This is a genomic window from Sporosarcina sp. FSL W7-1283 (assembly GCF_038003105.1).
Classification (GTDB): domain Bacteria; phylum Bacillota; class Bacilli; order Bacillales_A; family Planococcaceae; genus Sporosarcina; species Sporosarcina newyorkensis.
The window spans coordinates 2,120,734-2,145,534 of record NZ_JBBOOL010000001.1 but is presented as its reverse complement, the minus strand read 5'-3'; the positions used below and the strand labels follow the sequence as shown (position 1 = coordinate 2,145,534).

At 41.4% G+C, this 24,801-nt stretch carries 20 protein-coding genes and 2 pseudogenes; 18 read left to right on the top strand and 4 right to left on the bottom strand.

Features of this window, described 5'->3' with window-relative positions:
• The first annotated feature begins 42 nt into the window (after positions 1-42).
• The 5 genes from MKY93_RS10595 to MKY93_RS10575 are packed head-to-tail and all read left to right on the top strand — an operon-like array spanning position 43 to position 4,663.
• Positions 43-1,020: an ABC transporter substrate-binding protein gene (locus MKY93_RS10595; RefSeq protein WP_340759036.1), complete on the top strand. Its 978-nt coding sequence runs from the start codon at positions 43-45 to the stop codon at positions 1,018-1,020.
• A 26-nt stretch (positions 1,021-1,046) separates the two neighbouring features.
• On the top strand, positions 1,047-2,054 hold the full coding sequence (locus MKY93_RS10590) for a FecCD family ABC transporter permease (RefSeq protein WP_340759035.1): 1,008 nt from the start codon (positions 1,047-1,049) through the stop codon (positions 2,052-2,054).
• Positions 2,047-3,078 carry a FecCD family ABC transporter permease gene (locus MKY93_RS10585; RefSeq protein WP_340759034.1) on the top strand — a complete coding sequence of 344 codons (1,032 nt, stop codon included), beginning with the start codon at positions 2,047-2,049 and terminating at the stop codon, positions 3,076-3,078. Before MKY93_RS10590 ends, MKY93_RS10585 begins: the two co-directional genes overlap by 8 nt.
• A gap of 24 nt (positions 3,079-3,102) precedes the next feature.
• Positions 3,103-3,861, top strand: a complete 759-nt coding sequence (locus MKY93_RS10580) for an alpha/beta hydrolase (RefSeq protein ID WP_340759033.1) — start codon at positions 3,103-3,105, stop codon at positions 3,859-3,861.
• Positions 3,862-3,871: 10 nt separating this feature from the next.
• Complete coding sequence (locus tag MKY93_RS10575) at positions 3,872-4,663, top strand: ABC transporter ATP-binding protein (RefSeq protein ID WP_340760929.1); 792 nt, start codon at positions 3,872-3,874, stop codon at positions 4,661-4,663.
• A gap of 104 nt (positions 4,664-4,767) precedes the next feature.
• On the opposite strand, the gene trhO is transcribed toward MKY93_RS10575, so the two are convergent.
• Positions 4,768-5,742, bottom strand: a complete 975-nt coding sequence (trhO, locus tag MKY93_RS10570; protein ID WP_340759032.1) for an oxygen-dependent tRNA uridine(34) hydroxylase TrhO — start codon at positions 5,740-5,742, stop codon at positions 4,768-4,770.
• Between the two features lie 378 nt (positions 5,743-6,120).
• Here trhO and MKY93_RS10565 point away from each other — a divergent pair, with 378 nt between their 5' ends.
• Both MKY93_RS10565 and MKY93_RS10560 read left to right on the top strand, forming a co-directional pair.
• Positions 6,121-7,491, top strand: coding sequence for a polysaccharide deacetylase family protein (locus MKY93_RS10565; RefSeq protein ID WP_340759031.1), 1,371 nt, complete (start codon positions 6,121-6,123; stop codon positions 7,489-7,491).
• A gap of 193 nt (positions 7,492-7,684) precedes the next feature.
• Complete coding sequence (locus tag MKY93_RS10560; protein WP_040759238.1) at positions 7,685-8,497, top strand: DUF368 domain-containing protein; 813 nt, start codon at positions 7,685-7,687, stop codon at positions 8,495-8,497.
• Positions 8,498-8,553: 56 nt separating this feature from the next.
• On the opposite strand, the gene MKY93_RS10555 is transcribed toward MKY93_RS10560, so the two are convergent.
• Positions 8,554-10,053, bottom strand: coding sequence for a catalase (locus tag MKY93_RS10555; protein ID WP_171805924.1), 1,500 nt, complete (start codon positions 10,051-10,053; stop codon positions 8,554-8,556).
• Positions 10,054-10,306: 253 nt separating this feature from the next.
• On the opposite strand from MKY93_RS10555, the gene MKY93_RS10550 reads away from it, so the two are divergent.
• From MKY93_RS10550 to MKY93_RS10525, 6 genes are all read left to right on the top strand, one after another.
• Entirely contained in the window at positions 10,307-10,783 is a 477-nt protein-coding gene (locus MKY93_RS10550) for a hypothetical protein (protein ID WP_340759030.1), read from the top strand.
• A gap of 500 nt (positions 10,784-11,283) precedes the next feature.
• Positions 11,284-12,687: a cytochrome ubiquinol oxidase subunit I gene (locus MKY93_RS10545; protein WP_340759029.1), complete on the top strand. Its 1,404-nt coding sequence runs from the start codon at positions 11,284-11,286 to the stop codon at positions 12,685-12,687.
• The gene (cydB, locus tag MKY93_RS10540) at positions 12,674-13,690 is read left to right on the top strand and encodes a cytochrome d ubiquinol oxidase subunit II (RefSeq protein ID WP_340759028.1); all 1,017 of its coding nucleotides are present in this window, start codon (positions 12,674-12,676) and stop codon (positions 13,688-13,690) included. Before MKY93_RS10545 ends, cydB begins: the two co-directional genes overlap by 14 nt.
• Positions 13,690-15,411, top strand: coding sequence for a thiol reductant ABC exporter subunit CydD (gene cydD, locus MKY93_RS10535; protein ID WP_340759027.1), 1,722 nt, complete (start codon positions 13,690-13,692; stop codon positions 15,409-15,411). The genes cydB and cydD overlap by 1 nt, the downstream gene beginning before the upstream one ends.
• Entirely contained in the window at positions 15,408-17,135 is a 1,728-nt protein-coding gene (gene cydC, locus MKY93_RS10530; protein ID WP_340759026.1) for a thiol reductant ABC exporter subunit CydC, read from the top strand. The genes cydD and cydC overlap by 4 nt, the downstream gene beginning before the upstream one ends.
• Positions 17,136-17,367: 232 nt before the next feature.
• Positions 17,368-19,356, top strand: a complete 1,989-nt coding sequence (locus tag MKY93_RS10525) for a methyl-accepting chemotaxis protein (RefSeq protein ID WP_340759025.1) — start codon at positions 17,368-17,370, stop codon at positions 19,354-19,356.
• Positions 19,357-19,425: 69 nt separating this feature from the next.
• On the opposite strand, the gene MKY93_RS10520 is transcribed toward MKY93_RS10525, so the two are convergent.
• Complete coding sequence (locus MKY93_RS10520; RefSeq protein ID WP_009497610.1) at positions 19,426-19,914, bottom strand: DedA family protein; 489 nt, start codon at positions 19,912-19,914, stop codon at positions 19,426-19,428.
• 17 nt (positions 19,915-19,931) lie between these two features.
• On the bottom strand, positions 19,932-20,711 hold the full coding sequence (asd, locus tag MKY93_RS10515) for an archaetidylserine decarboxylase (RefSeq protein ID WP_009497609.1): 780 nt from the start codon (positions 20,709-20,711) through the stop codon (positions 19,932-19,934).
• Positions 20,712-20,767: 56 nt separating this feature from the next.
• On the opposite strand from asd, the gene pssA reads away from it, so the two are divergent.
• From pssA to recQ, 5 genes and pseudogenes are all read left to right on the top strand, one after another.
• The gene (pssA, locus tag MKY93_RS10510) at positions 20,768-21,301 is read left to right on the top strand and encodes a CDP-diacylglycerol--serine O-phosphatidyltransferase (RefSeq protein WP_009497608.1); all 534 of its coding nucleotides are present in this window, start codon (positions 20,768-20,770) and stop codon (positions 21,299-21,301) included.
• Positions 21,302-21,501: 200 nt separating this feature from the next.
• Positions 21,502-21,824 (top strand): annotated as a pseudogene (gene tnpA, locus MKY93_RS10505) (IS200/IS605 family transposase); the annotation flags it as partial.
• Positions 21,737-22,305, top strand: a pseudogene (locus tag MKY93_RS10500) (RNA-guided endonuclease InsQ/TnpB family protein); the annotation flags it as partial. The pseudogenes tnpA and MKY93_RS10500, both read left to right, overlap by 88 nt.
• A 181-nt stretch (positions 22,306-22,486) precedes the next feature.
• The gene (locus tag MKY93_RS10495; protein ID WP_340759023.1) at positions 22,487-22,903 is read left to right on the top strand and encodes a hemerythrin domain-containing protein; all 417 of its coding nucleotides are present in this window, start codon (positions 22,487-22,489) and stop codon (positions 22,901-22,903) included.
• A 31-nt stretch (positions 22,904-22,934) separates the two neighbouring features.
• Entirely contained in the window at positions 22,935-24,707 is a 1,773-nt protein-coding gene (gene recQ / locus MKY93_RS10490; RefSeq protein WP_176132493.1) for a DNA helicase RecQ, read from the top strand.
• Positions 24,708-24,801: the final 94 nt, after the last annotated feature.

Genomic DNA, 24,801 nt, shown 5'->3' with positions numbered 1-24,801 from the left:
GAAGGTCTTACATCAAAAATAGGAAAAAGGAGAATTTGCATAATGAAAACCAAAGTACAACTATTTATCTTATCACTAGTAGCATTGTTCGCGTTAGCTGCTTGTAGCACCCAAGAGAAAGTTGAGGCAGATACAACAAAGGAAGCAAAAACAGCAACAAGTGAGGCGAATACTAGTGAATCGGAGACGCGTGCTATTACATATTTAGGAGAAATTTATACGGTTCCCAGTAAAGTGGAGCGTCTTGTAATTACGGGTGCAATGGAAGCGATGGAAGACGCAACAGCTTTAGAAGTAGAACCTGTTGGAGCCATAACGATTGCTGGTGAGTTCCCGGAAATGTTTAAAACGGCAATGGGCCAAGCTGAGTCAATTGGAGAAAAACAGCAGCCCAATTTCGAAAAAATCGTCCAATTAAAGCCAGATGTTATTTTAGGGTCAACTAAATTTTCTGAAGAAGTAGTAAGTAAGTTAGAGCAAATTGCACCGACTATCTTAGTTTCACATATTTCCTCCAGTTGGGAAGACAATCTCATGTTGATGGGGGAGTTGAGTGGAAAAGAGGAAAAAGCTCAAACGCTATTAAGTGACTATAAGGAAAGTGTCAAAACAATAAAGCCTTCTTTAGCTGAGGATTTCAAAGACCAAACAGTTGTGGCTATGCGTGTTCGCGGGGGCAAAATGTTCGTCTATCCAGAAGATGTCTTTTTCAATCCTGTTTTGTATGAAGAACTAGGATTGGAGATTCCTGAGACGATTAAGAAAGCTAAAGCACAAGAGGAACTATCAGTTGAACAACTTGCAGAAATGAATCCAGATCATATTTTCATGCAAGTACAACAAACTGGAACGCAAGAGAATGAACAAGCCTTCGAACATTTGAAAGAAAATCCGATTATCCAAAATATTAAAGCGTTTAAAGAAGATCAAGTCTACGTAAACGTCGTTGATTCGCTCCTTGAAGGAGGAACTGTTTTTAGTAAGAATGCATTTGTGAATGAATTACAGAAAAACTATTAATTCTAATGAAAATAGGAGCTATATGTATGTCGAAGATAAGAAATAAACCTACCCTATTACTGATCGTCATACCGCCTGCCTTAATCGTTACAATGATTTGTTCTGTTATGTATGGGGCGACAAATTATGACGTATCAACTGTTTGGAGAGCTATGTTCCATGCAGATTTTTCAAACATGGATCATCTGATCATACGAAATTCTCGAATTCCAAGAGTGGTGGGTGCACTCCTTGTAGGGTTATTTATTGCTATCTCGGGAGCGTTAATGCAGGGGATGACAAGGAACTTTCTTGCATCTCCTAGCATTATGGGCGTTTCAGATGGGTCTATCTTCGTGATTACGTTAAGTATGATATTTATGCCGAATGCCACGCCGTTAACATTGATCCTCTATTCATTTGTCGGATCTATTCTAGGGCTTCTATTTGTATTCAGTGTCGCTAGTTTGATTCCAAATGGGTTATCACCGATTTCCTTAGCGATTATCGGTACAATTCTTGGCATGTTCCTAAACGGAGTGTCGCAAGCGCTCGCTACATATTTTCAAGTCTCACAAAATATTAGTTATTGGTACAATTCTCGCCTGCATGAAATCGATCCAATTATTATTAAATGGTCAATACCGTTTGCACTCATTGGACTCATCATCGCATGGATTGTCAGTAAATCCATCACGGCTATTTCCTTAGGAGATGAAGTCGCACAAGGATTGGGAATCGATCTTCTTAAAATTAAACTTCTGACCATATTGAGTGTTGCGCTCTTAACTGGAATCTCCGTAGCGATGGTTGGGAAAATTACATTCATCGGTTTAATCATTCCGCATATCGCTCGATTTTTAGTCGGCGAAGATTATAAGCGAATTATTTTTTTCGCTGGAGTTTTAGGCGCATTTTTCTTAGCTTGGGCAGATATTGCCAGCAGATTGATCAACCCGCCTTTCGAAACCCCTGTAGGTGTGATGACTGCTTTAGTCGGTGTTCCTTTCTTCCTTTATCTAATACGAATAAAGGGAGGGAAACAACATGCGTAGACGCGCGGCATCAAGACGTTTTACCACTGTTTTCTTTCTTGGTTTAGTGTTAGTGCTACTGGTCATGTACATGAGCTTGGCAACTGGAATTATCCAATTGACTCATTTTGAGATCATCCGCACTCTGTTTGGACTAAATGAAAATCCGGATGATCAACTTGTGATTTATGAATTTCGCATCCCGCGTATTATTATTGCTGCCTTTGTAGGTTGCGCTTTAGGTATAGTCGGTGCTGTCTTGCAAGGTCTTACAAAAAATCAATTAGCGGATCCCGGTATTTTAGGGATACAAGCTGCTGTCGGTTTTTCAGTAGTTTGCTATATGTTTATTGTACAAAGTAATGTAGTCGGCATGAGCGGGCAGTCTATCTTCAGTATGTCGTTATTTGGTTGGCTGGGCGGGGTTCTCGCTGCTATATTCCTCTTTATGTTCTCTAGAAACCGTGGAGAGCTCGATCCAAAAAGTTTGATATTGGTAGGAATTGCCATAAATGCTGGATTTGGTGCACTTACACTTTTCGTTTCATTAAAGATGAACCCACAAGATTTTGAAATGGCTACGGTCTGGCTGTCAGGAAGTATTTACAGCGCATCATGGGAACAGATCTATTCAATCATCCCATGGTTGCTCATCGTGGTACCTTTTCTCATATGGAATTCGCGTACATTGAATTTGCTGCAATTAGATGAAATATCAATGGTTGGTCTTGGATTACGGGCAAATAGAGTTCGGCTCCTTCTTCTTTTGGGGGCAGTAGGTTTAATCAGTTCCAGTGTCATCGTTTCAGGGAGTATTAGCTTTGTTGGCTTGATTGCACCTCATATATCAAGACGCTTGGTAGGCATCCATTATCAATATGTCATGCCGATCAGTGGGGTGGTCGGAGTTCTGTTAGTAGTAATTGGGGATTGGATAGGGCGAACGATTTTCTCGCCTGCAGAGTTGCCTGTAGGTATTGTCATTTCCATAATCGGAGTTCCATACTTTGTATATTTATTGATGCGTTCAACGAGATCGATGTAGTGAATTGATAAGGAGGTGATGGGGATGCAAGGAAATATTCAAAAGATATTTCGGCACCCTTTAGCGGGACATTTTTATAAAATAACTGTGTCGGTTCCAAATGAAGAAGTGCCTGCAACAGGCTTTCCGGTATTGTATATTCTAGATGGCAATGCTTATGGAACTATGTGCGAAGAAATATTGAAGCTGCAGTGGCGGAGGGCTGAAAAAACCTATATTTCTCCAATGATTATCGTGAGCATTGGATATGAGCTAGACGAAGTATTTCCCGCCTTGCGTGTATACGATTTTACTCCTTCTTATCCCGCTAGTTCATTGCCTGATAAACCAGATGGTACTTCATGGCCGGCACATGGCGGAGCAAAAGAATTTTTAGATTTATTGGAAGAAGAGATTCAACCATTTGTTACCAAGCAGGTACCTGTTGATTTAAATAACCAAATTTTATTCGGCCATTCATTAGGCGGGTTGTTTGTTTTATATGCGCTATTTGAACGACCTGAACTGTTTAGAAATTATTTATGTTGCAGTCCGTCTATCTGGTGGAATGATCGAGAAATTTTAATTCATGAACGAAAAACCTGTCTTTTTCCAAATAAAAAATTGTACATTGCAGCGGAAAAGGTAGAAAAAGGGGATATGTTCGAAAATAGCCTAATGCTTTATCAGAGATTAAAAGCTCATCATCCTGATTTTGTTTCTTTTACCTCTCCAGTTGGAGAAAACCATATGTCCATAGTTCCCGCGATATTCAGCGAAGCAATGCGCTTTTTTTATAAATAACATAGAGGTGATAAAAATGATAGGGATCGACCACATTCGAGTAGGGTATGGCGAGCAATTAATCATCAGCGATCTTAGTGTCAACATACCTAGTGGAGAAATCACTACAATTATTGGACCAAATGGCTGTGGGAAATCTACCTTGCTTAAGACGATTTCCCGGGTTTTAAAAGTACAACAAGGAGCAATTTATATCGATGGGAAATCCGTACACGAAACGCCTTCCAAAGAAATAGCGAAGAAGTTGGCGGTTTTGCCACAAACAGCTGCAGCGCCAGGAGGTTTGACAGTTCAGGAGTTAATTACATATGGGAGGTTTCCGCACCAAAACTATTTTGCAAAGACTACGTCTGAAGATAAAAAGATGGTGGAATGGGCATTAAAAAGCACTAATTTAGAGCAGCTTGCTGATCGTCCGATTGAAGCATTGTCTGGAGGTCAAAGGCAAAGAGTGTGGATTGCGATGGCGTTGGCACAAGATACAGATATCTTAATCTTAGACGAACCGACCACATATTTAGATATGGCGCATCAGTTAGATGTATTGGAGCTATTAAAAGAATTAAATAGCGAAGAAAATAAAACGATCGTGATGGTCCTTCATGATGTAAATCACGCCTCAAGGTTTTCGCAGTTTTTGATTGCTATGCGAGATGGAAAAGTTGTAACAGAAGGAACAGTCTCAGAAGTCATGACTGCCCACTACTTAAATGAAATTTTTGATATTCACCCATTTTTCGCGAAATGCCCTATAAGCGGAAATCCAATATGCCTTTCTTATGAAAAGGCAAAGGTAGGTTAAGTTCCAAGGAGTAAAATGGAAAGAAGAAATTGTTGAAAAAGTCGTGGTTAATAGAAAAACAGCCAACTCCACTTTAGGAAGTTGGCTGTTGTCTATTCAATCAATCATGAAATTGTCTCTTCTGAACGTAACGCTTCAATTTTAGCTAAGCGATCGTTAAACTCATCAACCGTTAAATCGTGTTCCACAAAATAACGATTGCGTGGATGTACACGACATTCATCCGAACAGCTGCGCATATAGAAATGTTCATTCTCTTCAGAACATAAGATTTTCGCATTACACTCCGGGTTCGCACAATTCACATAGCGTTCGCATGGCGTGCCGTCAAAATGATCACGGCCGACAACCACATGCTCCACTTGATTGATCGGAACTGCGATACGCTCATCAAATACATAACACTGGCCATCCCAAAGCTGTCCTTTTGCAACAGGGTCCTTACCGTACGAAACGATACCGCCATGTAAATGCGCCACGTCTTCAAAGCCCTCGCGCTTCAACCAACCAGTAAATTTCTCGCATCGGATACCACCTGTACAATAAGCTAATATTTTCTTACCTTCCAATTGCTCTTTATTTTCTAGAACCCACTCAGGTAAATCACGGAAGTTTTCGATATCTGGACGGATTGCTCCGCGAAAATGGCCTAAGTCATACTCGTAATCGTTACGGGCATCCAGAACAACTGTGTTTTCGTCTTGCATCTGCTCTAAAAATTGTTCAGGCTCCAAATATTCACCAGTTAACTCTAAAGGATTGACATCATCAGGTAAGCTGAGGTTAACGATTTCCGGTCGGTGTCGTACGTGCATTTTTTTGAATGCGTGACCGTCTGTTTCATCGATTTTGAACCAAATATCAGCGAAACGCGGATCAGCTTTCATATGTTCCATGTACGCGTCAGTTTGTTCAATTGTTCCTGAACATGTTCCGTTAATACCTTCTTCACCAACTAGGATTCGTCCCTTTAGTCCAGTTTCCTTACAGAATGCCAGATGTTCAGCAGCGAATTCCTCAGGATTTTCCACGTGGACGTACTTGTAAAACAACAATACTCGATATTCATTCTTTTCCATTTTAATTACCGCCTTCTGTTTTCTCTTTGCAATAGATAACAGCCGAGATCGGTGTGTATCAAAGGAGAGGGTAAGTTCCCCTTACACCCGGATTTGCAAGATTCGGGCCTTGGATATTATACCATAAATCCGATTTCAGGAAAAGTATATCTTCAGGGGATTGCCCAATCTACTTAATGAAAAAATATTGAGAGATTCTATCAAATTCTTGTTTAGTTATAAATTTATTGTATACTAATAAATAGACATATTTTTTTAGTTTTCGCTATAAATCTACCATAGCTGACTGTATACAGAAGAGATTTGTCCGATCAAACTGAATAAAGCAATTTTAGGTAGTTTCAAAGATTAAGAAATATCGAAAAAAGGAGTCTTTCTATGAAGTTCAAAAAGAGAAAACGCCGTTCGCTATGGATCGATGTTGCGTTTTCAAGTGCAATCATGGCAATGACAGCCATTGCATTACTGTTAATATTTAACACATCTGACCGGTCGACAAATGCATCTCCAAATAAATCAAAAAAAGAGACGAAGCCGGAAATATTGGTCGACTCAAGCGACTCAAATTTTCCAGGCGTAAAAATTGTCACTGAAACTACCAATGATCCAAATAATCCGTTTGCAATCCAGTACCCTCAAACCGAGTTTACAGATTTTAATGACGAGATATTGGAGTACATAGATCAATGGAAAACTCGTTATTTGAAATCTGATTCGGATAAAAACAGTACAACACCAAAAGAATTGAATATTTCATTTGAAACAGTACAGCATAAGTCAGGGAACTACTCATTCGTTATGCTGACAACAATTTCAACGAGTGAAAGTGATAGCCAGACAGAGATTCGTACATTCCATATCAAGCCAGAAACAGGTAAAGGAATTAAGATGACGGACTTGGTTGGTGGAGACGTTGAAAAACTAAAACGGATTGCTAAAGTAGTTCGTGATCATATTTATCAAAATCCTGAATTCAAAGACATACTCCTAGCGGAAAATGTCTGGACGCCGACGGAACCTTTATGGAAAAATTATCGTAATTTTTCTTTGACTGACGACAAAATCATTTTTTATTATGATGCAGGCGTTGTTACGGAAGAGTCAGCAGGCCCGGCAATTGTGGAAGTCCCCTTAGAAAAGTTAAATCCATTTTTAGCTGAAGAGTATCAAGTGGAGGTCGCTGAAAAGTCTGAGGGCAAAAAAGTCGCACTCACATTTGACGACGGTCCTGATCCGAAATCCACTGTAAGAATTCTTGAGACACTGAAGAAATACGATGCAAAAGCGACGTTTTTCATGTTAGGAAGCCGCGTTGAATATTATCCGGAAATTGCACAGCAGGTTGCCGAAGCTGGTCACGAACTAGGCAACCATTCATGGAACCATCCTTCGTTAACAAAAGTACCGGATAAAAAGCTCTATGACGAAGTACAGGGGACTACGGATATCATTCAAGAAGTAATCGGACAACCCGCAACTGTTTTCAGACCACCATATGGCGCAGTCGATGATCGTGTGCGAGCTATTACAAATTTACCTGTAGTAATGTGGGATGTTGACACCTTGGACTGGAAACATCACAATCCTCAAAAACTATTAGCAATAGTGAAAGCTCATACCCGTGATGGGAGCATTATTTTGATGCACGACATCCATAAAGCAACAGCAGATGGTTTGGAATCCGTTATGGCTTACTTGCAATCTCAAGGTTATTCATTTGTAACCGTTTCTGAATTAGAAAATTACTAATTTAAAGTTGTTTCATTGTTTTACTTCTAACAATGGAACAACTTTTGTTTTGTACTAGTCCTATTTAGTAGAGGATGGACATACAGTAAGAATATCAGTCCAAATGAGCATTAAAGAAAAATGGTGTCATGTTATTAACAGTTGACTGCGTGATATACTGTATGGAATGAATTTTATTGGAGGAACAATACGCATGGAGTGGAAAAATTTATATCGAGGGTTTTTAATGGGAATCAGTGATTTGATCCCAGGTGTGAGTGGTGGAACAATTGCTTTCATATTAGGAATATATGATCGATTGCTTATCTCGATAAGCGGATTTTTCAGCAGAGAGTGGAAAAAGCATATTGGATTCTTGCTTCCACTTGGCATTGGGATGGGTGCGACCATTATCTTATTCAGTAAAGTAATTTCTTATTTATTGAAGCATTATCATGAACCTACTCAATATTTCTTCTTAGGGTTGATCGTAGGCGTAATTCCGTTTGTTTCCAAGCAGGCAGGATTGAGAAAAAGTTTTAAGTTTCACCATATAATATTAATGTTAGTTGTGGCAGCAGGACTTGCCTCTACCATATTTATTAAGCCGGCGGATCCTAGTCTCATCACACATCTGACAGGAAAGACAGCGGTTATATTATTTTTTTCTGGATGGGCAGGAAGTATGGCCATGTTGTTGCCAGGTGTGAGCGGATCTTTTGTGCTATTGCTGCTTGGCGTCTACACGACTGTTATTACAGCAATTTCAGACTTTAATATTCCGATTATTTTAGTTACAGGTGTCGGAATCGCTGTTGGATTTGTGGTGAGCAGTAAACTTATTCGCATGTTGTTGACTCATTTCCATACCGGAATGTTTGCGGTCATCCTAGGTCTCATTATTGGTTCCATTTTTGTTATTTTCCCGGGAATCCCTGAAAGTGGCACGCCATTTGTCATGAGTGTGGTCGCCATTATTACAGGATTAATCATCGCTAATATTTTGAATGGCGTAGGAGAAAAATAATGTTCAGACAAAAGCGCTTGGAGAATGAACTCCAAGCGCTTTTATATGTTTTATTCTTAGACGAGTGTTGTAGTATTTTCAATGTCTACATCTGCCATTGGAATGTCCAATGCTTTTGCGACACCTTCACCATATCTCGGATCTGCTAAATAACAGTGGCGGATATGCTTGATTTTGATTTCTTTAGGAGCATCTCCCATATTACGAGCAGTATTGTTGAATAAGCGTTCTTGTTCTTCACTGCTTAATAGATTGAATAATTTTCCTGGCTGTGTGAAGTAGTCATCGTCATCCTCACGGAAATTCCAATGATCTGCATCGCCATGAATTTTAAGTGGTGGTTCTTTGAAATCAGGTTGTTCTTGCCACTCGCCGTAGCTGTTTGGTTCATAATGCATTGTAGCACCGTGGTTCCCGTCAACACGCATTGCGCCGTCGCGATGGAAACTATGGAATGGACATTTTGGTGCGTTGACTGGAATTTGATGATGATTGACGCCTAGACGGTAGCGCTGCGCGTCACCATAAGAGAATAGGCGGCCTTGCAACATTTTGTCAGGAGAGAAACCGATGCCTGGTACGATCGCAGCTGGTGTGAACGCGGCTTGTTCCACTTCCGCAAAATAGTTATCTGGGTTACGGTTTAGCTCAAATTCTCCAACTTCAATTAAAGGGAAGTCCTTTTTATACCAAACTTTTGTCAAATCGAAAGGGTTGTATGGCATTTCCATCGCTTGCTCTTCCGTCATGACCTGGATATACATTTTCCATTTCGGGAAGTTTCCATTATCGATATTGGACAGTAAGTCACGCTGAGCACTCTCACGGTCAGTAGCAATTGTTGCAGCAGACTCTTCATCAGTTAAGTTTGCAATCCCTTGTTGGGAACGGAAATGAAACTTCACCCAATGACGTTCATTGTTCGCATTAATCATGCTGTATGTGTGGCTGCCGAAACCATGCATTTCACGATACGATCTTGGTATACCACGGTCGCTCATGATGATAGTGATTTGGTGAAGCGCTTCAGGCAGGGAAGTCCAGAAATCCCAGTTGTTTTTCGGGCTTCTTAGATTCGTCCGCGGGTCTCGTTTAACGGCGTGGTTCAAATCTGGGAATTGCAATGGGTCACGGAAAAAGAATACCGGTGTATTATTGCCGACTAAATCCCAGTTACCTTCCTCCGTATAGAATTTTAATGCAAATCCTCGAATATCTCTCTCCGCATCCGCTGCTCCGCGTTCACCAGCAACAGTTGAAAAACGTGCGAACATCTCAGTCTGTTTTCCAATCTCTGAAAACAGCTTAGCTTTCGTATATTGCGTAATATCATGCGTGACAGTAAATGTACCGTAAGCTCCTGAACCTTTCGCGTGCATGCGTCGCTCAGGAATAACTTCGCGGTCAAAATGTGCTAACTTTTCCAATAACCAAACGTCCTGCAGCAAAAGCGGACCTCTTGAACCTGCAGACATAGAGTTTTGGTTATCAACTACAGGAGCACCAGCTGCTGTAGTAAGCTTTCTTCTTTGAGAATCGTTCTCGTTAATTGACATATAAAATTCCTCCCAATCAGTTCTTTTGTTATCTACAATTACCATTATAGCAGAGCATTTATTAAAAGAAAAGAGTTATTTATAATAATTATCATCTGATAACTATTATTGTTAGATATAAGTTATTAAATGATATATATTATATCTTAATTTTTAGCTTGCTGTTTGTCTAGAAAAAGGTATCGGCTAACGAAAAAAGTTGCAATGAGGTATAATAACAAAAGAAATAGTTTGAAAGAAAGGATGTTAATCGATGAAATCAACGAGTAGATTGTTCGTTTTGCTTACCGTACTTACCAGCTTATTGCTTAGTGCATGCAATGATGAAAAGAATGAATCAGAAGAAAAACCTGAAGTGAATAAGCCGCAGGAGGAAAATGTGGTAATCCCAGCATTAACAGATGAAGCTTTTTTTGAGCAGGTACATAAGAAATTAGAAACAGCAGGTTTTGAAGTGAGGGAACCGATGGAAGCAGATGTGGAACTATTCGGAGCAGTAAGCGGCATTACACTTATAGTGAATAAAGAAACCTTGATGCCCCTTAATCTTTACAAATTATCACCTTCAGATGAACGTTTATCAGAACTCGACAAAACGGGCTATTTAGAGGTGACAACTGAAACAAAACATGAACGCCTAGCAGCCAAACGAAAAGATCACTTCATTATATATCTGCATAAAGGCCATCCGGATTACGAGAAAGTGATGGAAGTGTTGGACGAGTTGTAATCTATAGAGAAATATTATCCCATAAGGCTGTCACTGAAAGTTGCAATTGTCTTTCAGTGACAGCCTTTTCTTTTGTTATTGAGCAATGGAAGCTGGAGAAAGGAACAGAGTTTTGTTGAATCGCACTAAAATGCCTCCAGTCTGAACCAAAAAACATACCGTTCTAAACCACCACCGAAAGAATCACTCCAGCCGCACATCCAAATTACCTTCCCTTAAGTAATTGTCTCAAAGAACAACATTCTTTCGTTATACAAAAACCAGAGCCACGCAATACTCGAATTCATATGACTTTTTTGCCTTGATTTCCTGATAAAGGTAGCCGTTTTAAGGAATTCGCAAGGTCTGAACTTGTTGTTACAAAGCCGCCATAACTTCTGTACAATTCGGACATAAGTTTGCAGCTTTGTAACAGGAACTACGCAGATTGTTCACGAACTCTTTTTCGAACTACGTTATTGTAGGTAATAGAAACAAAGATCGAAAGGAGATCATGGAAAATGGAGGAAGTTCTATTAGCAAGAATACAATTTGCATCCACCACACTATTCCATTTTATTTTCGTACCACTGTCTATTGGCTTGGCATTGGTTATTGCGATCATGCAAACGATGTATGTGGTGAAAAAAGACGAAATCTATTTAAAAATGACCAAATTTTGGAGTGTGTTCTTTCTCATTAATTTCGCCATCGGAGTGGTGACCGGGATCATTCAAGAATTTCAATTTGGCATGAACTGGTCTGCTTATTCTAGATTTGTAGGGGATATATTTGGCGCCCCACTGGCAGTTGAAGCATTATTGGCATTTTTCCTGGAATCCACCTTTATCGGAATTTGGATTTTCGGATGGAATAAGTTACCGAAAAAATTACATTTAGCTTGTATTTGGCTTGTTTCAATCGGCACAGTTATGTCTGCGTTTTGGATATTGGCGGCCAACTCGTTCATGCAAAACCCAACAGGCTATGTATTGCAAAATGGGCGGGCGGAAATGAATGATATTATGGCCGTTCTGTTGAACGAGAAGTTATGGGTTGCATTTCCACATACGGTTTTCGGCAGTTTCGCAACCGGTGCATTTTTCGTAGCAGGGGTCAGCGCATGGTATTTGATTAAGAAACGTAAAGTGGACTTCTTTAAAAAGTCACTGACCATTTCATTGGTCATCGGCATGTTGTCTGGCGTGGGAATTGCATTCTCCGGACACTCTCAAGCACAATACCTAATGCATGCACAGCCAATGAAAATGGCAGCTGCAGAAGGATTATGGGAAGATAGTGGAGACCCTGCTGCGTGGACATTGTTTGCGAATATTGATGTGGAAAATCGTGAAACGACTAGCCGCATTGACATTCCATATATGTTGAGCTACTTGACGTACAGTGAATTCAAAGGAAAAGTCGAAGGTATGAATGCACTGGAAGCGAAAATGATTGAAAAGCACGGAGAAGGCAGTTATATTCCTCCTGTAAAAACGACATTCTGGAGTTTTCGTATCATGGTCGTGATGGGCGGCGTGCTCCTCGGACTAGGTACAGTAGGACTGTTTCTCATGTATCGAAAAAAGATTGCCGAGTCGGTTTGGTTCTTGCGTTTACTGATCGCGGGGATATTCCTGCCGTTTATTGGTAACTCGTTCGGATGGATTATGTCGGAAATGGGTCGTCAGCCGTGGGTAGTGAATGGCTTGATGAAAACAGCAGATGGCATTTCACCGAACGTTTCGGCCGGACAGATTCTATTTTCGCTCATATCATTCTCTACAATCTATACAATCCTAGGTATTATCATGGTTGTGTTGTTCGTAAAGTTTATCCAGCGAGGACCGGAAGAGAAACCAGAAGCGGATGTTTCCGCAACAGATCCGTTTGATACAGGAGGTGCCGGACATGCCGTTAAGTGATATTTGGTTCATATTGATAGCTGTCCTGTTTATTGGGTTCATATTCTTGGAAGGCTTTGACTTCGGTGTCGGGATGAGTACGAAGTTTTTGGCGAAAGATGATACCGATAAACGGATCATCATCAATACGATCGGCCCTGTCTGGGATGCCAATGAAGTATGGCTGATCACCGCTGGAGGCGCCATGTTTGCGGCATTTCCTCATTGGTATGCAACAGTCTTCAGTGGATACTACCTGCCTTTCGTTGTTCTATTGCTGGCGCTGATCGTCAGGGGAGTAGCATTTGAGTTCCGTGGAAAAGGTGACTCGGAAGCTTGGGTCAAAACTTGGGATTGGGCGATTTTCTTTGGAAGTTTGCTGCCGCCTTTCCTATTCGGTGTATTTTTCACGAGTTTGATACAAGGATTACCGATTGACAGTGAAATGAATATGTATGCAGGATTCACTGACTTCATTAATGTCTATACAGTAATCGGCGGTGTCACTTTTGTTATGTTGTCGTACTTGCACGGGCTTTTATTCATCGGTTTGAAAACAGTAGGCAGCTTGCGGGAGCGAGCCAATTCCGCAGCTCTTAAGGTGTATGGGCTTACAGGGGTGGTTGTCGTACTGTTCATGGTTTTCACCTATATAGATACTGGTGCATTTTCAGATCGGGGAACGATTCTAGTCCCGTTGTACAGCGTGGCCCTAGTATTGTATGGTTTATTATTTTTCTTCCTGAAAACAAAGCGGGAAGGCCTAAGTTTCACCATGACAGGATTAATCTTAGTGATTGTCATGGCTAGCTTCTTCATTGCTTTGTTCCCGAACGTCATGATCAGTACAATGGATCCGGCATTTAATATATCGATCGCAGAAGCGGCTTCAGGAGAGTATTCACTGAAAATCATGACGATCGTAGCATTTACTATGGTGCCAATCGTTTTGGCGTATACAATCTGGAGTTATTATGTGTTCCGTAAACGATTGACAGGTGATAAGGAGCATCTAGAATACTAATGGATAAATACTTGCTTCAATATAAAGGAAGTAAACAAGTGTTGGCGTTGATTGGACTACTAACTGTAGTTCAGTCAATTGCCATCGTTTTCCAAGCAATTTACTTGGCGAAAGCCATTACACAATTGTTCCAAGGTGCCGAAGGAAGTATTGCACTTCGGTCATTTGTGATTTTTATCGTTGCCAACAGCATTCGCCACCTCATTCAATGGGGGAAGGAGCGAATTGCATATAGATTTGCCGATCGAACAGCGAAGGATTACGAACAGCAATTGCTGCGCAAGATTTTTACGATCGGTCCTCAAGCTGTCGGAAAGTATGGTTCAGGTCATCTGGTGACACTTGGGCTAGAGGGGGTTCCAAAGTTCCGTAAGTATTTGGAGTTACTTTTACCGCGTTCTCTCTCAATGGCGATTGTTCCATTTGTGATTTTGGTCTATTTTTTTACACTTGATAAAATGTCCGCGATCACATTGCTTATCGTTTTGCCGATCTTGATCATTTTTTTAATTCTGATTGGAATGGTCTCTCAGAAAAAGATTGATGACCAGATGGATACGTATCGATTGCTATCACGACATTTTGTTGATTCATTGCGCGGTATCGTCACGTTAAAGTATTTAGGCCGCAGCCGTGCTCATGAGCAGTCTATCGCAACGGTCAGTAATAAGTATCGTATCGCGACCAATCGTTCGTTGCGCTACGCATTTCTATCGTCTTTTTCATTGGATTTCTTTGCAAGCCTATCGGTGGCTGTTGTAGCGGTGGAGCTCGGATTGCGTTTGATCAATGGCCAGGTGTTGCTTGAACCATCTTTAGCAATTTTGATTTTAGCGCCTGAATATTTTTCTCCTGTACGGGAGCTTGGAAATGATTTTCACGCAACCGCTGACGGTAAAGATGCAAGTATGCAAATTCACGCTATTTTAGAAGAGGCTGAGCCAGAATCGCTTGTTTTAGAAAAAACAATTCGACGCTGGAATGCTGAATCTTCATTAGAGCTGAAAAATCTAGAGGTCAAGATGGAAGAACAGACTATATTTAAAGGTCTTACTATGAAAATGCAGGGTTACGGAAAAGTGGGGGTAATTGGCCATTCAGGCGCAGGGAAATCCACATTGATCGATGTATTATCGGGTTTCACAGTGCCGACCGGTGGGGCTTGCTTGCTGGATGGGCAAGAGCTGCCTCACTTGTCGACTGCGGAATGGCAAGATCAAGTCGCCTATATTCCGCAACACCCAACGATATTTCCAGATTCAGTAATCAATAATATTCGCTTTTATGAGCCCGATGCATCGTTAGAAGAAGTGACGGAAGCCGCGAAAAGAGTTGGCCTTGATCAGTTGATCACGACTTTACCGAATGGTTACGATGAACGGATTGGCGCAGGCGGACGTTCATTAAGCGGGGGAGAAGAGCAACGGATTGCAGTCGCGCGTTCTTTGCTCCAACGTCGCCAAATTTTATTGTTTGACGAACCGACAGCACATTTGGATGTGGAGACAGAGCATGAATTGAAGCAGATGTTATTACCCTTACTTGAAGATAAACTCGTTGTGTTTGCGACGCATCGAATACATTGGATGCAAGATATGGATACGATCATTGTGCTGGAAAATGGCAAGGTTGTAGAGACGGGTTCTCATGAAGAGCTTATAGGCGCGGACGGAGCCTATTGTCGACTGCTGGAAGCACGCGGAAAGGGGCATGCAGTATGAATCTTTACCAACATCATATTTTTCCGTATGTCCGTAAATATAAGAAGACATTGTGGTCCACAATCATTTTAGGCGCATTGACGATCTTGTCTGCGGCGATGTTAACATTCACTTCAGGTTATTTGATTTCGAGGACATCTGAACGTCCCGAAACAATTTTGCTTGTCTATATTCCAATCGTAGCGGTTCGGACGTTTGGAATTTCGCGTGCTGCTCTTCGCTATGTGGAACGGTTGCTTGGCCACAATGCGGTTTTGAAGATTATTGCTGATATGCGTGTTCGTCTTTACCATGTGTTGGAGCCGCAAGCATTGTTCATTCGCTCACGCTTTCAGACCGGTGATTTACTCGGTACACTTGCGGATGACATCGAACATTTGCAAGACGTCTATATTCGAACGCTATTTCCGACAGTCATCGGTTTATTCCTCTATAGCTTTTCGGTGATCGTGCTGGCGGTATATGATTGGAAATTCGCACTCGTTATGGCACTTTGTCTTGCAGTTGTGGTCTTCATCTATCCGATGGCTTCTCTTTATTTAATGAAGAAAAACCAGCAACAATCTAAAAAGCTGCATAGTCAATTGTACAACACAATGACCGAAGGAATCTTCGGTCTGCGCGATTGGATTATCAGTGGGCGCAAAGAACAATTCTTATCAGCTTTCCAAAAAGAGAGCCATGCAAGTCACGAAATCGATAAGAAAATTGCTTATTGGCAACAATCTCGAACCGTACAACTTCAGATTTTCTCAGGTATTCTTGTATTGGTAGTTGGTATGTGGGCTGGTCAACAAGCAGCGGATGGATTATTGCTCCCTACGTATATTGCAGCCTTCACTTTGGTGACATTGCCAATTTTGGAAGGATTGATTCCAGTTTCGCATGCAGTTGAGCGCATGCCTGCCTATGATGCATCCTTACAACGTATCGATCGCATACATCGGCAGAGTCCCGAATATGTGCAGCCGCTTGAAATGCCGAATGAACATCTTGATGTTACGATTGAACTCCAAAATGTTTGTTATCGTTATGAAAATCAACCAGCGGATGCAGTAAAGAACATTAACCTTTCCATTCGACCTGGTGAAAAAGTTGCAGTGCTAGGTAAGAGCGGGGCTGGAAAATCTACACTGATCCAATTATTGCTTGGCACACTCGAGCCGACAGAAGGCGACGTCCATGTCAATGGTCAACCAGTTAGTCAGTATGGAGATTCGGTGTATGACGTAATGAGTGTGTTGAATCAAAAACCGTATCTATTCGCTACGACTGTAGAAAATAATATGAAATTGGGTGATTCTCAAGCTGTCCTTGAAGACGTCAACCGAGTAGCTGAACAAGTAGGTTTGCACGAATATTTACAGTCTCTTCCTGCAGGATTGAAAACTCAGATGGAGGAAACAGGGCAGCGTTTCTCTGGCGGTGAACGCCAGAGAATTGCGCTTGCAAGAATACTCCTAAAGGAAACACCAGTCGTTATTTTGGATGAACCGACTGTAGGGTTAGATCCGGTGACAGAATATTCTTTGGTTGAGACGCTCCATCAATCTTTGCAAGACAAGACAGTCATATGGATTACCCATCATTTGATGGGTATGGAGAAAATGGATACAATCCTTTTCATGGAGGACGGGGAAATCATCATGCGAGGAACGCATGAAGAATTGCTTGCTACGAATGAACGGTATTGCCAGCTGTATACAATGGATCAAGGATTATGAAGAACAACTAAATTGGTAACAAACGTCCGGCATATTGCTAGGCGTTTTTTCTCATATCATGATGTGGTTGGATGTTTAGCGTAAATAACGGTCAAATATATATAGTAGTAGTTTACTAAATATTTGTTATTGTTTTTTCTTTCCAATAAAACTATAATATAAAGTAGGAGAAATAGACTAATTCAACTAGTGCAATCAGCATGCAAAAGAAAAATGAATCTAGGGGTGCTGTATGAGAACGATTGGTTCTAAGCTTATTTTGTCAATTGTGTTACTAGTAGTTGGGGGAAGTGTGTTGCTTGGCTTTTTTACTGCACAAAACAGCTCGAAAGCTCTGTTGTATCAGTCTGAAATTACATTGACTGAAAAATCTAAAGACACTTCAGATTATATCGATGAACATTTCAAGAGAAAATACTTAGAAATTGAAGCGCTTGCAAAGAGTCAGGAAGTAAGAAGTATGGATTTTAAAATACAATCAGAATATTTGGCAAAACAATTGGACAGTCAATCAGATTATCTAACTTTTGCAATCGTAACAGCCGATGGAATTTCGTATTATCTTGATGGAACGTCAGCGGATTTAAGTGACCGTCCATATGTGATTGAGGCATTTAACGGGAAAACATCTTTATCCAGCTCGATTATTAGCCGTGTAACAGAAGAGCCGGTTTTCATGATGGCGACACCCATTTTAACAGAGGGCAGTGAACCCGCACTTTTATTAGGGCGTATTGATGGAAATTATTTAAGCTCTATCGTAGAAGGAGTTACATTCGGAAAGAATGGGTATGCCTATATTTTAGATGAAAACGGCAAATTCATTGGTCACCCGGATAGAACATTGGTGAAAGATGAAATCAACTTTTTAAATTTAGTAGAAGAGTCAAAGAAACAGTCTGATAAAGGGAGCAGAATAAAAGAGATACTGACCCTGAATCATGGTTTGATCAACTACTATTATAAAGAGAAGGATCGCTACGTTGGATTTGACACAATGGAAAATGGGTGGAAAGTGGTTATTGCTTCTCCAATGGAAGATATGCTAAGCGGAATGACGCAATTAAAAAAAGACTTCTTTATAGTAGTAGTGGTTATTATTCTTTTAGGGATTATAATTGCCTATTTCATGGCCAGATCGATCAGTAAGCCAATTCAAGTGGTGAAAAGCATAGGTGAGCAAATTGCAGAAGGGAGTTTTTCTTATGAAATACCTGCACGATACTTACGGAGAAATGATGAAATCGGCTCACTGTCTCATACGCTAGTGAGGATGACGGACAATATGAAAGATATGATCGATAACGTGCGCAACGGGGCTGAAAATCTAGCGGACTCTTCACAATTGCTCGACCGAAAATCCGAGGAAGTGACCAAGATGTCAAATGACATTTCATCTGCGATTGAACAAGTGGATCACGGTTCCGAAATGCAAGTGCAAATGTCCGAAGATAGCGCACGAGCGATGGAGGAAATGTCTACAGGTATTCAAAATGTGGCAGAAATTGCGGCTAATATTGCGGGCAACTCCGATTATATTACAGAGCGTGTGAGTGAGGGGCATGTAGCGGTCCAAACTTCCGTACAACAAATGAATAGTATACAAGCGACAACTGCCCAATCCACCAACGCTATCCGACAATTGGCAGACGAAGCATTGGAGATCGGACAAATATCTAAAATGATAACGGATATTTCGGAACAGACCAATTTACTTGCATTGAATGCTTCGATTGAAGCTGCACGAGCTGGAGATGCCGGGAAAGGATTTGCTGTCGTTGCGAGTGAAGTACGTAAACTGTCCGAGCAGACAGCAGATTCTGCTTCACAAATTAATCGTCTGATCGATAGCGTACAATCTCATACGGGAGACGCAGTGAAAGCTGCTGAACAAGGGGATGCTAACGTCATAAAAGGATTGGATGTGATCAACCAACTAGGCGATCGCTTTGAGGAAATCGTTCGTTCCATTGCACAAATCAGCAATGATATTGGGGAAATGAGTGCCGTTTCTGAGGAGATGTCAGCAAGTTCAGAAGAAGTCAGTGCGGCGATGGAAGAAATGGCGGCTACTGCAAGAGATGCATCCGATTATATCGGCGAAGTGACGAATGCAGCCAATCGACAGCTCGTCACAGTTGAAGAGATGGATCAGTACACGAACCGCTTGCTTTCATTGGCGGAAGATTTACGATCCTCTATCGATAGATTTACAATTTAATACTCCAGCTGGAAAAAGCGTATTCGAGACCCCACTCTCGAATACGCTTTATTTTTTTACAGTAAAGATTTAGAAAAAAGGCAGTCGAATGAAATAGCCGAGAAGGATGCAAATCATTGTCGACACGATCACACCTGGAATTGCGAATAAAATATAACGTCTTACGCTCATCCCGCTCATTCCTGAAACATAACAAACAAAATGGCGCATACCCGGTAAGAAATAACCAATCGTTACTGCCCAAGAACCGTATGCCATAAACCATTGCTCCACCTTTTGCATACGATGGGGCGAGAGGAATAAATAGCGGCCGAAACGATGAACGAGCGGCTTGCCAATCTTCCTTCCGATCATATATGTGAACAATGTTCCGACCATTACACCGGAAATCGTGAAAACCATTGCAAATACGAAATGAAATGTCCCGGCAGATGCTAAATAACCAGCAAATGTTACGAGCAATTCATCTGGCAGCGGTAAACCGAAAATACCTAGCGCCAAAAAGAAAAAAATGGAGAGATATCCATACTGCGCTATATATTCTTGAATCTGTTCCATTAGAAAACCTCATCTATTTAATATTGCCACTCTCCGATTTTATCACCGACCTGCACTTCTGTAAAAGGTAGATTTAGCGGAGCGAGAGAGTTTTTGTTTTCAATGAATAGAATCACGGTAGAACCGAATGCAAAGTGACCAAAATCTTCACCCTTCACACAGTCCTTAGAAGAATCTGCAATACGAATACTATTGACATTCAACGCACCGACCTTAACGATCGCAACCCGGCCACATGCAGTTTCCAACTCTGAAATAATCCGATAGTTTGAGGAGAACAGCTCATCTTTCATTCGAATTCCTAAATCGTTTACAGGATAGGAAGTCGTTCCTAATGCATAGCGGCTGACCAACTTTCCAGAAACAGGGTAGTGGAAATGATGGTAATGCTGAGGGGATAGGTAAAACAAATAATAATAACCATTTTGATAAGGTTCTGCTTTACTTGTATCGCCGAAAAGGTCCGTAATACTGTAGTTTTTGTCCTTCACTACAAACTGCTGTTGTTCATTGACAGGACCTGAGTAGCTCAAGACCCCGTCAACTGGTGAAATCAATGTGTTCGGATCGTTATCAATTGGCCGGCTGCCGGCTTTCAGAGACCTCGTGAAAAAGGCATTCAAACTTTTATATTCATTCATTGGGAATTCTGCTTCCTGTTGCTGAATACGATAGAATGAAGAAAATGGCTTGATCAATGGCTTACTGATTGCGGAGGCAGTGAAGTTTTTTATAATTGAAGAACTGATCGGATGCCCCGTCAACTCGACAAATGTTTTAAAAATATGTTTTTTCATCTTTTCATCCCTTCTGTAAAGGATTATAATGGATTAGTCAGTGAGGAGGCAATGAAATGTTTTCATTCAGATATTTTGATTATACTAAACTCAAATCACAATTGGCGAATATTATTACACTTTTCAATTTAAGTTTAGGAATTATAGCAATATTACTTGTGTTAAAAGGACATGGGCATATGAGTTTGATGTTCATATTCTTTGCAGCTATTTTTGATCGATTCGATGGGATGGTTGCAAGACACTACAATATGGAGTCTTTATTCGGTAAAGAACTTGATTCACTAAGCGATTTAGTTTCATTCGGGGTAGCACCGGCTATTCTCATCTATGACGCTGCTTTGTCACAAACATTATGGATTGGTTTATCTGCAGTGCTGTTTTATATTTTAGCCGGTGCTGTGCGATTAGCTCGATATAATGTCGAAGAGTTTGACGGCACGTTCTTCGGCTTACCGATTACGGCTGCCGGTGTGCTGCTGACTTTGAGTTATTTTGCAGTACCGTATATTCAACCGCCATATTTTGTGATCTTCATGGGATTGCTCGCATGGCTGATGGTGAGCCGAATCCGAGTCGCGAAAGTCTGAAAGACGTCTTGCAGGGAGTTTTCTGCAAGGCTTTTTTTATTTGGTAATATTATGTGTGTTGATTAACCAATGTTTCACTCATCTTTCTGTCTTTATTTAACATTCCCCGAAAGAAGTCTCCCTCTTCAAGCGTGTGCAAGGCGAAGCCCAACGGTAAGGGGGGAAGAATGTCGGCTGGTGATAGAGGGAATGATGTATCAATGAATTTGGATAGCAACAATCATTCATTGTTCTTACTGTATTATCATCTCATGATGGCCGTCAAATACCGCCGAAAAGCGATGGACGATGTGATCTCGGATTATGCAAAAATTACATGATTTCTTTAGTCGAATGGAATCATGATCAGAATCATGTCCACATATTTTTCAAGGCTCACCCAAACACTGAACCCTCGAAATTTATCAATGCTTACAAGGGTGCGAGTTCGAGACGTATCAAAAAAGAATTTCCAGAAATGAAGAAGAGGCTTTGGAAAGAGTTTCTTTGGTCGAGAAGTCCAATCACTCTCGCTTCTATCGGCAGATACAAGAAAAACTTTCAAAGGAACAGAAAGTCCTTTCACGCAGAACGAAAGGTTCCGCTTGATACAAAAAACAGCGAATCAAAGTCGCTGCACTACATGAGCAGGTGGCGAATCAACGAAAGGACTTCTTACACAAGAAATCTCGTCAGTTGGCAAACAAATATGATTGTGTCGTCATCGAAGCCCTCAACATGAAAGGGATGTCGCAATCCCTTCACTTCGGTAAAAGTGTTGCGGACAACGGATGGGGAATGTTCACCACGTTTCTGCACTATAAGTTGGTGAAACAAGGAAAGCACCTTATCAAAATCAACAAGTGGTTCCTTCAACTAAAACCTGCTCAAATTGCGGACATGTAAAAAAGGTTGCCCTTTCTGAACGACTCTACTCCTGTGCGTGCGGGTTCGAATCTGATAGAGATTGGAACGCCGCCATCAACAGTCGAAATGAAGGGAAATTGATGGTAGCATTACCGTGAAATCAAAACAAAAACTCTTGGAACAAGAGGGGTAGCTCGGTCAGTTTTCGTTGGCTAGTAAAAGCAGCGATAAGTCGAGAAGTCCCCACTTCAAACAACCTGAAAGGGTGTTAAGTGGTGGGGAGTTCACGTGTCTCTGCAATTCTGTTATGATTAGGGAAACGATGAAGGAGTGGTTGATATGTCAGGACCCGCTTTAAGACAGCTGCATTCACATCGAGCAATCCATGAAGGTGGCCTATCAGGTGCCGCGATGAAGACGGAAGATTTGGTGGGTTTTCTAGAGCAAGGTGAGCAGGAAATGGTCAATCAAGCGTGCGATGATTTAATAGATTACTGGAAAACGAGAGTGATCAGCCATGCAGATGCCGAAGAGGAAGGTTTCTATAAGCAAATTTTAGCTGAGAATCCAGAGCTCGAACGAGAAATTATCCAATTGACACGTGATCATGATTTGATGCGTTTAGTAGTACAAGATATCGAAGCATTGCGTGAGAAGGATCCGCAAGTGACACCGGAAATCATGCAGAAGTTTTATGGCTTGATGGTAATCAACGAATTACATAGTCGGGAAGAAGAACGGTTATTATTTCAATGAAACAAAATAGCAATTCGGGAAGGAGGCGGCGATCATTCACGATCCATTAGACATATTAGCTAAGCATTTTGGATATTCAGAGTTCCGGGAAGGCCAACAGCGGGTCATCGATCAAGTGTTACAGGGCGATGATACGCTTTGCGTCATGCCTACAGGCGGCGGAAAGTCCATTTGTTACCAAGTGCCTGCTCTTGCGATGGAGGGCACAGTGCTCGTTATTTCGCCGCTCATTTCATTGATGAAGGACCAAGTCGATGCACTGCACCAATTAGGTATCCCTGCGGCCTATATAAACAGCACATTATCGACAGAAGAGTATTTCGGTACGATGGATAATGCAACAGCAGGCATGTATAAGCTTTTATACGTTGCTCCTGAGCGTTTGGAGTCTGAATCGTTCCTGAATCAATTGCAGAAAATGAATATTCCGTTGATTGCGATCGATGAAGCGCATTGTATTTCGCAATGGGGACATGATTTTCGTCCAAGCTATCGAAATATCCACCGTATTCTAGACTATTTAAACAGGCGGCCGATTATTCTTGCTTTGACTGCAACAGCGACACCGGAAGTTCAGGATGACATTTGCCAGCAACTCCACATCCCGCCTGTCAGCCGCGTCGTAACAGGATTCGAACGGAGCAACTTAGTGTTTTCAGTAGTCAAAGGACAAAACCGGGATCAATTTGTCAAAGATTATACGCAGAAGAACAAAAGTGAATCGGGTATCATCTATGCAGCTACGCGAAAAGCAGTGGAGCAAGTATACTCGACGTTAGAGAAAAATGGTATTGCGGTTGCAAAATATCATGCAGGCTTGCCGGATCAGGAACGACAGCATCAACAAGATCGTTTCATAATGGAAGAAGCGCGCGTCATGGTGGCGACAAATGCGTTTGGAATGGGTATTGATAAGTCCAATATAAGATACGTTATTCATTACCAAATGCCAAAAAACATGGAAAGTTATTATCAAGAAGCCGGAAGAGCAGGCCGGGATGGGCTCGATAGTGATTGTTACCTCTTATTCTCTTCGCAAGATGTGCAGACGCAGCGTTTCCTGATCGAACAATCACCTGATCCCACACGTGTTTCGAATGAAATCAAGAAGATGCAGGTGATGGTCGATTATTGCCATACTGAAGGGTGTCTTCAAAAGCATATCATCACATATTTTGGTGAAAACGATGCAGAAGACTGTAAACGATGCGGAAATTGTACTGATACGCGAGAGCAATTTGATGTCACAGTCGACACGCAAAAAGTTCTCTCTTGCGTGATCCGGATGGGACAGCGATTCGGAAAAACTATGGTCGCACAAGTATTGACAGGTTCGAAAAATAAAAAACTGATGGAATTTAATTTTGATCAGCTGACGACGTATGGCCTGATGAAAGAACGAAGTGCCAAAGACGTTGCGGATTTCATTGAGTTTTTGATTTCGGAGAATTATTTGCAAGTGGAAAGTGGTCCTTTTCCGATCATTTTTGTGAGTGAAGAAGGGAAGGATGTACTTCTCGGGAAAGTGAAAGTGTGGCGTAAAGGCGAGATGGTCACGACCGTTGTGGCTAAAGACGATCCATTATTCAATGAGTTGCGTGCGCTTCGCCTGAAATTGGCACAGGAAGCAGGAGTACCGCCATTTGTTATTTTCTCGGATAAGACGCTGCGTGATATGGTGGCCAAAATGCCGGCAACCGACGATGAATTGCTGACGGTACAAGGTGTCGGTGAAACGAAGTTAGAACGCTACGGCGACGTGTTCCTAGAAGCCATCCTATCCTTTTCAGCTCAACAAGCATAAAAAAGAGCCGATTCAATCAATTTTTGATTGGATCGGCTTCTTTTAGTTTTGAATTGTGCTTGGGCCAGCAGGATGTAGCTCATGCAGGCGTTGC

Bases quoted from the DNA above. Each gene is read 5' to 3' on its own strand.
- MKY93_RS10555 (WP_171805924.1), bottom strand. From the start codon at position 10,053: ATGTCAATTAACGAGAACGATTCTCAAAGAAGAAAGCTTACTACAGCA.
- cydC (WP_340759026.1), top strand. From the start codon at position 15,408: ATGAATCTTTACCAACATCATATTTTTCCGTATGTCCGTAAATATAAG.
- cydD (WP_340759027.1), top strand. From the start codon at position 13,690: ATGGATAAATACTTGCTTCAATATAAAGGAAGTAAACAAGTGTTGGCG.
- MKY93_RS10595 (WP_340759036.1), top strand. From the start codon at position 43: ATGAAAACCAAAGTACAACTATTTATCTTATCACTAGTAGCATTGTTC.
- MKY93_RS10560 (WP_040759238.1), top strand. From the start codon at position 7,685: ATGGAGTGGAAAAATTTATATCGAGGGTTTTTAATGGGAATCAGTGAT.
- asd (WP_009497609.1), bottom strand. From the start codon at position 20,711: ATGAAAAAACATATTTTTAAAACATTTGTCGAGTTGACGGGGCATCCG.
- MKY93_RS10520 (WP_009497610.1), bottom strand. From the start codon at position 19,914: ATGGAACAGATTCAAGAATATATAGCGCAGTATGGATATCTCTCCATT.
- MKY93_RS10585 (WP_340759034.1), top strand. From the start codon at position 2,047: ATGCGTAGACGCGCGGCATCAAGACGTTTTACCACTGTTTTCTTTCTT.
- pssA (WP_009497608.1), top strand. From the start codon at position 20,768: ATGTTTTCATTCAGATATTTTGATTATACTAAACTCAAATCACAATTG.
- MKY93_RS10525 (WP_340759025.1), top strand. From the start codon at position 17,368: ATGAGAACGATTGGTTCTAAGCTTATTTTGTCAATTGTGTTACTAGTA.
- MKY93_RS10545 (WP_340759029.1), top strand. From the start codon at position 11,284: ATGGAGGAAGTTCTATTAGCAAGAATACAATTTGCATCCACCACACTA.
- MKY93_RS10550 (WP_340759030.1), top strand. From the start codon at position 10,307: ATGAAATCAACGAGTAGATTGTTCGTTTTGCTTACCGTACTTACCAGC.
- trhO (WP_340759032.1), bottom strand. From the start codon at position 5,742: ATGGAAAAGAATGAATATCGAGTATTGTTGTTTTACAAGTACGTCCAC.
- MKY93_RS10495 (WP_340759023.1), top strand. From the start codon at position 22,487: ATGTCAGGACCCGCTTTAAGACAGCTGCATTCACATCGAGCAATCCAT.
- MKY93_RS10580 (WP_340759033.1), top strand. From the start codon at position 3,103: ATGCAAGGAAATATTCAAAAGATATTTCGGCACCCTTTAGCGGGACAT.
- MKY93_RS10590 (WP_340759035.1), top strand. From the start codon at position 1,047: ATGTCGAAGATAAGAAATAAACCTACCCTATTACTGATCGTCATACCG.
- cydB (WP_340759028.1), top strand. From the start codon at position 12,674: ATGCCGTTAAGTGATATTTGGTTCATATTGATAGCTGTCCTGTTTATT.
- MKY93_RS10565 (WP_340759031.1), top strand. From the start codon at position 6,121: ATGAAGTTCAAAAAGAGAAAACGCCGTTCGCTATGGATCGATGTTGCG.